This is a genomic window from Acidovorax sp. GW460-11-11-14-LB4 (assembly GCF_059423685.1).
Map to the genome: position 1 here is coordinate 27,647 of NZ_JBWKYJ010000042.1, position 12,694 is coordinate 40,340.

At 64.9% G+C, this 12,694-nt stretch carries 10 protein-coding genes; 9 read left to right on the forward strand and 1 reads right to left on the reverse strand.

What is annotated here, in order from left to right:
* The first annotated feature begins 29 nt into the window (after positions 1-29).
* From AC07X4_RS15330 to AC07X4_RS15345, 4 genes are all read left to right on the forward strand, one after another.
* On the forward strand, positions 30-1,613 hold the full coding sequence (locus tag AC07X4_RS15330; RefSeq protein ID WP_056059145.1) for an ABC transporter substrate-binding protein: 1,584 nt from the start codon (positions 30-32) through the stop codon (positions 1,611-1,613).
* 128 nt (positions 1,614-1,741) lie between these two features.
* Positions 1,742-2,653: an ABC transporter permease gene (locus tag AC07X4_RS15335; RefSeq protein ID WP_056059141.1), complete on the forward strand. Its 912-nt coding sequence runs from the start codon at positions 1,742-1,744 to the stop codon at positions 2,651-2,653.
* A gap of 32 nt (positions 2,654-2,685) precedes the next feature.
* Complete coding sequence (locus AC07X4_RS15340; RefSeq protein WP_056059952.1) at positions 2,686-3,672, forward strand: ABC transporter ATP-binding protein; 987 nt, start codon at positions 2,686-2,688, stop codon at positions 3,670-3,672.
* Positions 3,669-4,682 (forward strand): ABC transporter ATP-binding protein, encoded by a 1,014-nt coding sequence (locus AC07X4_RS15345; protein ID WP_056059138.1) that lies wholly within the window; start codon positions 3,669-3,671, stop codon positions 4,680-4,682. Before AC07X4_RS15340 ends, AC07X4_RS15345 begins: the two co-directional genes overlap by 4 nt.
* Positions 4,683-4,835: 153 nt before the next feature.
* On the opposite strand, the gene AC07X4_RS15350 is transcribed toward AC07X4_RS15345, so the two are convergent.
* A complete protein-coding gene (locus AC07X4_RS15350) occupies positions 4,836-5,756 on the reverse strand; it encodes a LysR family transcriptional regulator (RefSeq protein ID WP_146869945.1) in 921 nt (306 codons plus the stop codon).
* 162 nt (positions 5,757-5,918) lie between these two features.
* On the opposite strand from AC07X4_RS15350, the gene AC07X4_RS15355 reads away from it, so the two are divergent.
* The 5 genes from AC07X4_RS15355 (at position 5,919) to AC07X4_RS15375 (ending at position 12,668) form a co-directional block, all read left to right on the forward strand.
* Positions 5,919-8,045: a 3-hydroxyacyl-CoA dehydrogenase NAD-binding domain-containing protein gene (locus tag AC07X4_RS15355; RefSeq protein WP_494740556.1), complete on the forward strand. Its 2,127-nt coding sequence runs from the start codon at positions 5,919-5,921 to the stop codon at positions 8,043-8,045.
* Between the two features lie 103 nt (positions 8,046-8,148).
* Positions 8,149-9,324: an acetyl-CoA C-acyltransferase gene (locus AC07X4_RS15360; protein WP_494740557.1), complete on the forward strand. Its 1,176-nt coding sequence runs from the start codon at positions 8,149-8,151 to the stop codon at positions 9,322-9,324.
* A 162-nt stretch (positions 9,325-9,486) separates the two neighbouring features.
* Positions 9,487-10,683, forward strand: coding sequence for an acyl-CoA dehydrogenase family protein (locus AC07X4_RS15365; protein ID WP_494740558.1), 1,197 nt, complete (start codon positions 9,487-9,489; stop codon positions 10,681-10,683).
* Positions 10,684-10,693: 10 nt separating this feature from the next.
* Positions 10,694-11,827 (forward strand): acyl-CoA dehydrogenase family protein, encoded by a 1,134-nt coding sequence (locus AC07X4_RS15370; protein ID WP_494740559.1) that lies wholly within the window; start codon positions 10,694-10,696, stop codon positions 11,825-11,827.
* A 4-nt stretch (positions 11,828-11,831) separates the two neighbouring features.
* The gene (locus AC07X4_RS15375; RefSeq protein ID WP_494740561.1) at positions 11,832-12,668 is read left to right on the forward strand and encodes an oxepin-CoA hydrolase, alternative type; all 837 of its coding nucleotides are present in this window, start codon (positions 11,832-11,834) and stop codon (positions 12,666-12,668) included.
* Positions 12,669-12,694 lie beyond the last annotated feature (26 nt).

A 12,694-nucleotide genomic window follows, 5' to 3' on the forward strand; every position in this document is an offset into this window, starting at 1 on the left:
TCCCACCCTTTCACTACCAGGAGATTTCCATGAAATTCCAGAAAAAAGTCGCTGTGACCGCTCTCTTCGCTGCGCTGGCTGCGACGAGTTTGGTAGCTCAGGCACAGACCGTTCGCATCGCCAACCAGGGCGATGCCCTGTCGATGGACCCGCACTCACTCAACGAGTCGCTGCAGCTGAGCGTAACCAGCAACGTTTACGAACCGCTGGTGGGCCGCAACAAGGACCTGAGCCTTGCGCCCGCATTGGCTACCAGCTGGAAGCAGATTGCCCCCACCGTGTGGCGCTTCGAACTGCGCAAGGGTGTGCAATTCCACGACGGCACGCCGTTCACGGCCGACGATGTGGTGTTCAGCTTCGCCCGCATGAAGGGCGATGGCTCTGACATGAAGGCCACCAACAGCGACATCAAGCAGGTGCGCAAGATCGACGACCACACGGTCGAGATCGACACCATGGCTCCCCAGCCCATCCTCCCGGACGTGATCACCACGTCCTACATCATGAGCAAGAAGTGGTGCGAGACCAATCAGGCCACAACCCCGGTAGACCGCCGCAAGGGCATCGAGAACGCGGCGTCGTTCCGCGCCAATGGCACCGGCCCCTTCCGCCTGCGTGAGCGCCAGCCCAACGTGCGCACGGTGTTCGTGCGCAATGGCGCCTACTGGGACAAGATCGAAGGCAACGCCACCGAAGTTGTGTTCACGCCCATCGGTAACGATGCCACGCGCGTGGCGGCCCTGCTGTCGGGCGAAGTGGACGTGATGGAGCCTGTGCCAGTGCAGGACATCGAGCGTATCAACGGCAGCGCCAATGCCCGCGCCATCACTGGCCCTGAGCTGCGCACCATCTTCCTGGGCATGGACCAGAAACGCGACGAGCTGCTGTACTCCAACGTTAAGGGCAAGAACCCCTTCAAGGACAAGCGTGTGCGCCAGGCCTTCTACCAGGCCATCGACATCGAAGGCATCAAGAAGACCGTGATGCGCGGCGCCTCCAATCCCTCCGCGCTGATGGTGGGCCCCGGCATCAACGGCTTCCAGCCGGATGTCAAGCGCCTGCCCTATGACGTCGAAGCCGCCAAGAAGCTGATGGTCGAAGCCGGTTACCCCAACGGCTTTGAAGTCACCATGAACTGTCCCAACGATCGCTACGTGAACGACGGCCGCATCTGCCAGACGGTGGCTGCCAACCTGTCGCGCATCAACGTCAAGATCAACCTCGCGGCCGAGACCAAGGGCACGTACTTCCCCAAGGTGCTGCGCCGTGACACGAGCTTCTACATGCTGGGCTGGACCCCCACCACCTACGACTCGCACAACGCCCTGAATGCGCTGATGATCTGCCCCGACGACAAGACCGGAGCGGGCCAGTTCAACCTGGGTGCGTATTGCAACCCCAAGCTGGACGAACTGACCAAGAAGATCCTGGTCGAGACCGACAAGCCCAAGCGCGATGCCATGATCAAGGAAGCCTTCGATGTGCACACCGCCGACGTGGGTCACCTGCCGCTGCACCAGCAGGCGCTGGCCTGGGGTGTGAGCAAGAAGGTCAAGCTGGTGCAGATGGCCGACAACTACATGCCTTTCAAGTGGATCACCGTGAGCAAGTAATCCTGCTTGTTCCCGCCTGATCGATACGACGACTACAACAACGACAACGCCACCGGCTGATTCAAGCCCGCAACAACACCTGCAGCTACCCGTTGTGCGTGTTGTTGCCTGTTGATTGGTTTCCCACAATGAAAACTACCCTTGCCCGCTGGTTCGACAGCGACGTTGGCTACAGCTTCCGCACATCGCCGGTCGCGATGCTGGCCGCCGCCATTGCGCTCATTTGCCTGTTCTGTTCGGTGTTCGCCGGATGGGTGGCGCCCCATAACCCGTTCGACCTCACCACGCTGGAGCTGAGCGACGCGCGGCTGCCCCCGGCGTGGAGCGAAATGGGCTCCATGAAATACCCCCTGGGCACCGATGACCAGGGCCGTGACATCCTGTCCGCGCTGATCTACGGTGCGCGCATCTCCCTCGTGGTCGGCATTGCCTCGGTGCTGCTCTCCGTGGTGGTGGGCGTGGCCTTCGGCCTGCTGGCTGGCTTCCGGGGCGGCTGGGTGGATGCTGTGCTCATGCGCCTGTGCGATGTGATGCTCTCCTTTCCTGCCATCCTGGTCGCGCTGCTGATTGCCGGCGTGGGTCGTGCGCTGTTTCCCAATGCGCACGAGTCGCTGGCGTTCGGGGTGCTGATCCTCTCCATCTCCCTCACCGGCTGGGTGCAATATGCCCGCACGGTGCGCGGCTCCACGCTGGTGGAGCGCAACAAGGAATACGTGCAAGCGGCCCGTGTGACGGGGGTCCCGCCGCTGCGCATCATGCGCAAGCATGTGCTGCCCAACGTGATGGGGCCCGTGCTGGTGCTGGCCACCATCCAGGTGGCCACGGCCATCATCACCGAAGCCACGCTGTCCTTCCTGGGTGTGGGCGCTCCGCCCACTTCGCCCTCGCTGGGCACGCTGATCCGCATCGGCAACGACTACCTGTTCTCGGGCGAATGGTGGATCACCGTGTTTCCTGGCGCCATGCTGGTGCTGATTGCGCTGTCGGTCAACCTGCTGGGTGACTGGCTGCGCGATGCCCTGAACCCGCGCCTGCGTTGAGCCACAACAAGAACAAGAAAAGCGATATCTCCATGAGCCTTCTCGAAGTCAAAAACCTCGTTGTCGAATTCCCGGGCCGCCGCGGTACCCTGCGCGCCCTGGACGACATTTCCTTCTCCATTGCGCCCGGCGAGATCCTGGGCGTGGTGGGGGAGTCCGGCGCCGGCAAGTCACTCACCGGCGCGGCCATCATCGGCCTGCTGGAGCCGCCGGGCCGTGTGGCCTCGGGCCAGATCCTGCTGGAGGGCCAGCGCATCGACAACCTCAGCAATGAGGAAATGCGCCACATCCGCGGCCGCCGCATTGGCGCCATCTTTCAGGACCCGCTGACCTCGCTGAACCCGCTGTACACGGTGGGCCGACAGCTCACTGAAACCATCCTGGCGCACCTGCCGGTCAACGCCGCCGAGGCCCGCCAGCGCGCCATCCAGTTGCTCAAGGACACCGGCATTCCCGCGGCTGAAGAGCGCATTGACCACTATCCGCACCAGTTTTCCGGCGGAATGCGCCAGCGTGTGGTGATCGCCCTGGCCCTGGCGGCCGAGCCCAAACTCATCGTGGCCGACGAGCCCACCACGGCGCTGGATGTGTCCATCCAGGCGCAGATCATCACGCTGCTCAAGAACATCTGCAAATCGCGCGGTGCAGCCGTGATGCTGATCACCCACGACATGGGCGTGATTGCCGAAACCTGTGATCGCGTGGCCGTGCTGTACGCCGGTCGCGTGGCCGAGATCGGCCCGGTGCACGATGTGATCAACAAGCCGTCGCACCCCTACACGAGCGGGTTGATGGCCTCCATCCCCGACATGACGATGGACCGTGAACGTTTGAACCAGATCGACGGCGCCATGCCGCGCCTGAACGCCATTCCCCGTGGCTGCGCCTACAACCCCCGCTGCCCCAAGACCTTTGACCGCTGCATGACCGACCGCCCCGACCTGATGGATGCAGGCGCTACACGCGCTGCTTGCTGGCTGCACGCTGGTGCCGCGACCCAAGCCGAGGTGACCGCATGAGTGCCACCGCAACGAAAAGCAAGGCCCTGGTCCAGGCGCATGACCTGGCCAAGACCTTTGACGTCTCCGCTCCCTGGCTCAATCGTGTGATCGAGCGCAAGCCTCGCACCCTGTTGCATGCGGTGGATGGCGTGAGCTTCGAGATCGAGAAGGGCAAGACGCTGGCCCTGGTGGGCGAGTCCGGCTGCGGCAAGAGCACCGTGGCCCGCCTGCTGGTGGGGTTGTACGAGCCCACCCGCGGCGGCCTCACCTTCGACAACCAGGACGCGCACGCCGCCTTCAAGGGCAACGATGCCAAGGCCATGCGCCGCCGCATCCAGATGATCTTCCAGGACCCGTACGCCAGCCTGAATCCGCGCTGGCTGGTGGAGGACATCATTGGAGAGCCACTGAAAGAACACGGCCTCATCACCGACAAGGAACAGCTCAAAACCCGCGTGGGCGAGTTGCTCAAGTCCGTGGGGCTGTCGCCGCTGGACATGGTCAAGTACCCGCACCAGTTCTCGGGCGGGCAGCGCCAGCGCATCTCGATTGCACGCGCCCTTGCCACCGAACCCGAGTTCCTGGTGTGCGACGAGCCCACCAGCGCGCTCGATGTGTCGGTGCAGGCCCAGGTCCTCAACATCATGAAGGACCTGCAGCGCGAACGGCAGCTCACCTACCTGTTCATCAGCCACAACCTGGCCGTGGTGCGCCACGTGAGCGACCAGGTCGGCGTGATGTACCTGGGCCGGCTGGTCGAGCTGGCCGACAAACACACGCTGTTCGACACGCCGCGTCACCCCTACACGCGCATGTTGCTCGATGCCATCCCCAAGATGCACGACACCGGCAAGGCCCGCACCCCCGTCCAGGGCGAGGTGCCGAACCCGCTGAACCCGCCGCCCGGCTGTGCGTTCAACCCGCGCTGCCCCCATGTGAATGACCGCTGCCGCACCGAGCGCCCCCAGCTCCTGAGCATTGGCGGCATTCGCATTGCGTGCCATGCGGTGGAGGAAGGGCGGATCTGATGCCAGCCGCCACGCGGGTGTGCTGACGCGCGGCGGAGGGACTCATCCCGCATTGCTACTGTCGCAGTAGTGATTGCTATCAATAAAGTAGCTGCTAGCGCAATGAATACCTGCACTTGCGGCTATTTTTGCTTGTAAACGCGCAGAAGATGCTCATCCTGGCTCCGCAGTCACTCCTTGGCCGGCTGCCGGCAGGGCCCGCCCCAGCAGGTAGTCAATGCAGGTGCGCACCGCTCGGGTCTGGTGGCGGTTGGGCATGTAGAGCATGAACATCTGGGTGCCAAAAATGCTCAGCCGCCAGTCGTCGAGTGTGGTCAGCACTTCGCCGCTGGTCACGGCGTCCTGCACCACGTAATCCGGTACCAGCCCTACGCCCAGCCCTGCCAGGATGCCCTGGCGGAGAAACGGAAAGTGCTCCGAAATGAGGGTGGGCTCCAGCATGGCTTCCTGGCGCTGGTCACCCCGGTACCCGCGCAGGCGCAGCTGCTTGCCTACCACCCCTGCGGTGATCACCGGCGCGGCCTGCAGAGCTTCGAAGTCCTGGGGCAGCCCATGCGTCTCGGCGTACTCCCGCGATGCGCAGGCGATGTAGCGCACGCTGCCCAGGTCGCGCGCCACCAGCGTGGGCGGGGGCTCGGGCATCACGCGGATGGCGATGTCCACCTCATCGCGGATGAGGTCGTCCACCCGGTTTTCAAAGCGCACATCCAGCACGATGCCGGGGTACAGCCGCTTGAAGTCGATCAGCCAGTCCGACATCACCATCTGCCCGTAGCCACTGGGCACGCTCAGGCCCACGCGGCCCTGCAGGCCTTGGCCCAGCGTGGCAATCGTCTCGCGCGCGGCCAGCATTTCGTTCTGAATGGCGCGGCCATGGGCGTACAGGCGCAGGCCCACCTCAGTGGGCTCCACCCGGCGCGTGGTACGGCGCACCAGCTGCACACCCACCGATTTTTCCAACTGGTGCAGGTGGTAGCTCACATTCGCACGCGTCATCTTCAGGTTGCGCGCGGCCTGGCTCAGGTTGCCAGCATCAAGGATGTCGACCAGCACGGTGAGGGAGGTGAGTTCCATAGGCGGGATGGGTGGGGCGGCGCTTGAACGCTCGCTTGCCGCAGTTTGTCAAAAGAAGTTTGACAGTCTGTCAATGGGCTATGTAATTGTCAAGATTACTTCGCGCATCAACAATCCCTCGGTTATCAACAGGCACAGCCATTGACCAGGAGACTTCCCCGTATGCACGCCGCCGCTGCCGCATCTTCCGTTGTTACCACCGCGCTGCATGGCGATGTTCTGGTCGTCACCATCGACAACCCGCCCGTCAATGCCCTGGGCGCCGCCGTGCGCCAGGGCCTGTTGGTGGCCATGCAGCAGGCGCAGGCCGACGCCGCCGTGGTCGCCGTGTTGCTGGTGGGCGCGGGCAAGGCCTTCATTGCCGGGGCGGACATCCGCGAATTCGGCAAGCCACCGGTAGCACCCATCCTGCCCGAGGTCTGCCGCGCCATCGAAAACCTGAACAAGCCCGTGGTGGCCGTGCTGCACGGCGCAGCCCTGGGCGGCGGGCTGGAGGTGGCGCTGTCGGCCCACTACCGGCTGGCCTTGCCCGCCGCCACGCTGGGCCTGCCCGAGGTGAACCTGGGCCTGCTGCCCGGCTCGGGCGGCACCCAGCGCGCCCCGCGCCTGATGGGCGTGCAGGCTGCGACCACCCTCATGCTCAGCGGCCAGCCCCTCAAGGCGCAGGCCGCGCTGCAAGCCGGCCTGATTGACAAGCTGGTGGAAGGCACCGACCCGCTCGCCGCAGGCCTGGCCTACGTGCGCGAACTGCTGGCTGCCAACGCCCCCGTGCGCCGCACGCGTGACCTGGCCATTGCCGAGCCGCAGGCTGCGCTGGCCTGGCTGGACGCACAGAAGGCCGAGACCGCCAAAAAGTCGCGCGGCCTGTTCTCTCCCCTCAAGATCATCGAATGCGTACAGGCCGCGTTGCAACTGCCGTTTGACGAAGGCATGGCCCGCGAGCGTGCGCTGTTCATGGAGTGCATCGACAGCCCGCAGCGCGCCGGTCTCATCCACGCCTTTTTTGCCGAACGCGAGGTCGTCAAGGTGCCCGAAGCACAGGCCGCACAGCCGCGCCCCGTGGCCAGCATTGCCGTCATCGGCGGCGGCACCATGGGCGCGGGCATTGCAGTGGCAGCCCTCGATGCCGGCTTGCCGGTGACCATGATCGAGCGCGATGCCGAGTCCATTGCCCGGGGCCGCGCCAATGTCGAAAAGGTCTACAACGCCCTGGTGGCCAAGGGCCGCATGACCGATGCCGCCCAGGCCGCCGTGATGGCGCGCTACACCGGTAGCACCAGCTATGCCGATATCGCCAATGTGGATCTGGTGATCGAGGCCGTGTTTGAAGACATCGAGGTCAAGAAGGCCGTGTTCCGCGAGCTGGACCGCGTGTGCAAGCCCGGTGCCGTGCTGGCTACCAACACGTCTTACCTCGACATCGACGCCATTGCAGCTGCCACCGGCCGCCCGCAGGATGTGATCGGCCTGCACTTCTTCAGCCCCGCCAACATCATGAAGCTGCTGGAGATCGTGGTGCCCGCCCAGGTCGCACCCGACGTGGTGGCTACGGCGTTCGAGCTGGCTCGCAAGCTGAAAAAGGTGCCTGTGCGCGCGGGCGTGTGCGACGGCTTCATCGGCAACCGCATCCTGGCCGTGTACAAGCAGGCCGCTGACTACCTGCTGGAAGACGGCGCAAGCCCCTACGAGATCGACGCTGCCGTGCGCGGCTTTGGTTTTGCCATGGGCCCGTTCCAGGTGACAGACCTGGCCGGTGGAGACATTGGCTGGGCCACCCGCAAGCGCCGCGCTGCCACGCGCGACCCCCGGGCGCGCTACGTGGAGATTGCCGACCGCATCTGCGAGCGCAGCTGGTTCGGGCAAAAGACGGGGCGCGGCTTCTACCTCTACCCCGAAGGGGCCCGCGTGGGCCAGCCCGACCCCGAGGTGCTGGCCATTGTGGATGCCGAGCGCGCCAAGAAGGGCGTCACCCCCCAAAGCTTTACCGCCGACGAGATCATGCGCCGCTACATGGCCGCCATGGTCAACGAAGGCGCCAATGTGGTGCATGAAGGCATTGCCCTGCGCCCGCTGGATGTGGATGTGACCTTTGTCGCAGGCTACGGCTTTCCGCGCCACCGGGGCGGCCCGATGAAGTGGGCCGACATGACGGGCCTGCCCCAGCTGCTGGCCGACATCGAGGCCTTTGCCAAGGAGGACCCGCTGTTCTGGAAACCCTCGCCCTTGCTGGTGCAACTGGTGCGGGAAGGGCGCAACTTTGACAGCCTGAACCAGGCTGAAAAGAGCTGAGCCCGCCTCGCGATTCGATTTTTCAGATTCATCAAATTCAAATCATTTTGGCCTCTAGCGCTTGATAAACAAGCGCAAGCAGCTATTAAATCAGGAGCAAATCATGCGTGAAGCCGTCATCGTTTCCACCGCCCGCACCCCATTGACCAAGTCGCACCGGGGCGAATTCAATGCCACACCCGGCCCGCAGCTGGCGGCCTTTTCCGTCAAGGCAGCGGTCGAGCGCTCGGGCATTGACCCCGAGCTGATCGAAGACCTGGTGATGGGCTGCGGCTACCCCGAGGGCATCACCGGCAAGAACATTGGCCGCCAGACCGCGCTGCGCGCGGGCCTGCCCCTTTCGGTGGCGGGCATGGTGGCCAGCCGGTTTTGCGCATCGGGTCTGCAGTCGGTGGCGATTGCCGCAGGCCGCATCGTGGCCGAGGGCGTACCCGCCATGGTGGCCGGTGGGGTAGAAAGCATCTCGGCCATCCGCGCAGGCAACCCGGCAGACATCGACCCCTGGCTGCAAGAGAACAAGCCCGACCTTTACATGGCCATGATCGACACCGCCGACATCGTGGCCCACCGCTACGGCATCAGCCGCGAAGACCAGGACCTGTTTTCGCTGCAAAGCCAGCAACGCACCGCCGCCGCGCAGCAGGCCGGCGTGTTTGCCGACGAGATCGTGCCCTGCACCACGCGCATGATGGAAAAGAAGAAGGAAACCGGCGAGGTCACCTACCGTGAAGTGACGGCCACGCACGACAACTGCAACCGCGCCAGCACCACGCTGGAAGGCCTTGCCAAGCTGGAGCCGGTGAAAGGTCCGGGCCAGTTCATCACCGCAGGCAACGCCTCGCAGCTGTCCGACGGCTCCAGCGCCTGCGTGCTCATGGAAGCCAAAGAAGCCGAGCGCCGTGGCCTGCAGCCCCTGGGCGTGTTCCGTGGCTTTGCGGTGGCCGGTTGCGAGCCCGACGAAATGGGCATTGGCCCAGTGTTTGCCGTGCCCAAGCTGCTGGCGCGCCACGGCCTCACGGTGCAGGACATTGACCTGTGGGAGATGAACGAAGCCTTTGCCTCGCAGGCCCTGTACTGCCAGCGCCGCCTGGGCATTCCGTCCGAGCGGCTGAACGTGAACGGCGGAGCGATTGCCATTGGCCACCCCTTCGGCATGACCGGCGCGCGCCTGGTGGGCCACCTGCTGCTCGAAGGCCGCCGCCGCAAGGCCAAGTACGGCGTGGTGACCATGTGCATTGCCGGTGGCATGGGCGCTGCAGGCCTCTTCGAAATTTATTGAAACACCCCCTGAGCGGCTGGCGCCGCTTCCCCCTCTCCTGCGGGAGGGGGACGACGCCCTCGCTGCGGGGCGGCCCTTGCTCGGCGTCCCCCGCGTGGGGCGCGCCGGTGCAAAGGCCGTAGAGAGGCGCACAGCGCCATGGATGACTGAGGAAAACCGTCAATGGACCTGAATTTCACCCCTGAAGAAGAAGCCTTCCGCGCCGCGGTGCAGGCTTTCTTGAAAGCCAAGCTGCCCGAACGCATCGCCACCAAGGTCAAGGCCGGGCAGCGCCTGACCAAGGCGGACCAGGACGAGTGGCACGCCATCCTGAACGAGCGCGGCTGGCTGGCCAACCACTGGCCCGAGGCCTACGGCGGCCCGGGCTGGGGCGCGGTCGAAAAATTCATTTTCGACACCGAGTGCGCCCTGGCCGGTGGCCCGCGCATCGTGCCGTTCGGTGTGAACATGCTGGGTCCGGTGCTCATCAAGTTTGGCAACGAGGCACAGAAAAAATACTGGCTGCCGCGCATCCTGAGCGGCGAGGACTGGTGGTGCCAGGGCTACTCCGAACCTGGCGCGGGCTCGGACCTGGCCTCCGTGAAGACCACGGCAGTACGCCAGGGTGGCCACTACGTCGTCAACGGCCAGAAGACCTGGACCACCCAGGGCCAGCACGCCAACATGATCTTCTGCCTGGTGCGAACGGACCGCGAAGCCAAGGCGCAGTCGGGCATCAGCTTCTTGCTGGTGGACATGCAATCGCCCGGCGTGGAGCTGCGCCCCATCCGCACGCTCGATGGCGACAAGGAAGTCAACGAGGTGTTCTTCACCGATGTGAAGGTGCCCGTGGAAAACCTGGTGGGCGAGGAGAACAAGGGCTGGACCTACGCCAAGTACCTGCTGACCTATGAGCGCACGGGCATTGCAGGCGTGGGCTTTTGCATTGCCGCGCTGGCCAAGCTCCAGGTGATTGCCGCCAAGGTCATCAAAAACGGCAAGCCGCTGGATCAGGACCCACTGTTTGCCGCCCGCATGGCCCAGGTCGAGATTGACCTGGAGAACATGAAGACCACCAACCTGCGCGTGATTGCCGCCGTGGCCGGTGGCGGCGTGCCAGGGGCTGAAAGCTCTATGCTCAAGATTCGCGGCACCGAGATCCGGCAGGAGATCCTCTCGCTCATCCGCCGTGCGGTGGGCCCGTACGCGCTGCCTTTCATCGAAGAAGCGCAGTACGAAGGCTATGCCGAAGAACCCGTGGGGCCAAAGGAAGCGGCCACGGCAGCAGCCAGCTACTTCAACTACCGCAAGCTGTCGATCTTTGGCGGCTCCAATGAAATTCAGAAGAACATCATCTCCAAGATGATTCTCGGCCTGTGAGGTTGCCGCGATGAACTTTGAACATACCGAAGACCGCCGCATGCTGGCGGACACCCTGAACCGTTTTGTGGCCGAGCAGTACGGCATTGAAACCCGCAATCACATCGCCTATGGAGACACCGGCATGGACCCGGCGCTGTGGAGCCGCTTTGCCGAGCTGGGCACGATTGGCGCGCTGTTCCCTGAAGCCGACGGCGGCTTTGGCGGCGCAGGCTTTGATGTGGCCGTGGTGTTTGAAGCCCTGGGCAGCGGCCTGGTTGTGGAGCCCTTTGTCAGCGCGCTGGTGGTGGGCCGGGCGCTGGGCTTGGCGGGCAGCGCGGCACAGAAGGAACACATCGCCAGCCTCATAGACGGCAGCACTGTGGCCGCGCTGGCGCATGAAGAGCCCGGCGCACACTACGCCCTGAACCGCGTGACCACCCGCGCCGTGCGCAGTGGCGATGGCTGGCAACTCACCGGCCACAAGGCCGTGGTGCTGCATGGCGACCAGGCGCAGTGGCTGCTGGTCAGTGCCCGCACCTCGGGCGCTGTGGACGATGAAGACGGAATTTCGCTGTTCCTGGTGCCCACTGATGCCGCAGGCCTGAGCCGCCGTGGCATGGACCGCATCGACGGTGGCCGCGTGGCCGAAGTTACGTTGCAAAACGTGCAGGTGGGCGCCGATGCGCTGCTCGGCACGGAGGGGCAGGGCCTTGCTACGCTGGAGCACGCGGTAGGCTGGGGCATTCTGGCCGTGTGCGCGGAGGCGCTGGGCGCCATGGATGTGGCCAAGAAGCACACGCTGGAATACCTGCAAACGCGCAAGCAGTTTGGCGTGCCGATTGGCAGCTTCCAGGCGCTGCAACACCGCATGGCCGACCTGCTGCTGGAAGTAGAGCAGGCGCGCTCTGCCGTCATCAACGCAGCGGCCGCGATGGACAGCACCGACCGCACCGAGCGCGAGCGCGCACTGTCGGCCGCCAAGGTCACCATGGGCCGTATCGGCGCGTTGGTGGCTGAAGAAAGCATTCAGCTGCACGGCGGCATTGGCATGACGTGGGAGCTGCCGCTGTCGCACTACGCCAAGCGCCTCGTCATGGTGGACCACCAGTTTGGCGATGAAGACCACCACCTGGCGCGCTTCATTGCGCTGGGCCGGAGCTGAAGCCATGGAGCAGCCACTGCCTCTGCTGCAACGCCGCGAGGGCGCGGTGCTTGTGCTCTCCAACAACAACCCCGCCGCGCGCAATGCGCTGTCGCCCGCGTTCTACGCGGCGCTGACCGAGGCACTGGTGCAGGCCGAGGCCGACCCCACCGTGGGCGCCATCGTGCTCACGGGCGAAGGCGGGCACTTTTGTGCGGGCGGTGACTTGCGCCAGCTGGCCAAGCGACGTGAGCTGCCCATTGAAGAGCGCCGCGCCAAGCTCGAAGGCCTGCACGACCTGATCCGCACCGTGCGCGATTGCCGCAAGCCGGTGATTGCAGCGGTGGAGGGCGCAGCGGCCGGTGCGGGCCTGTCGCTGGCGCTTGCATGTGACATGCTGGTGGCTGCGCGCAATGCCGTGTTCTCGGTGGCCTATGTGAAAGTGGGCCTCACGCCCGACGGCGGCGCCACGGCTTTCCTGGCCGAGTTCGTATCGCGCCAAGTGCTGACCGAGCTGTGCCTCACCGGCGAACGCATCTCTGGCGAGCGACTGCATGCGCTGGGCCCGGTCAACCGACTGGCCGAACCGGGTGAGGCGCTGACGCAGGCATTGGCATTGGCCGCGCAGGTAGCCAACGGGCCGGACCTGGCCATGGGCCGCATCAAGGCGCTGTGCCGCAGTGCCTACGTCCAGCCACTGGACGATCAGCTGGAGCTGGAAGCTCAGCTCATGGTGCAGTCGCAAGCCACCGAAGAATCCCGCGAAGGCATTGGTGCGTTTCTGGAAAAACGCCCGACCGATTTCGCACGCCTGCGCCAGGTCAATACCGCCGGCGCGGGTACACAAGACACTACGCAATGACCTCCACCACCCCCACCCCCCCATTG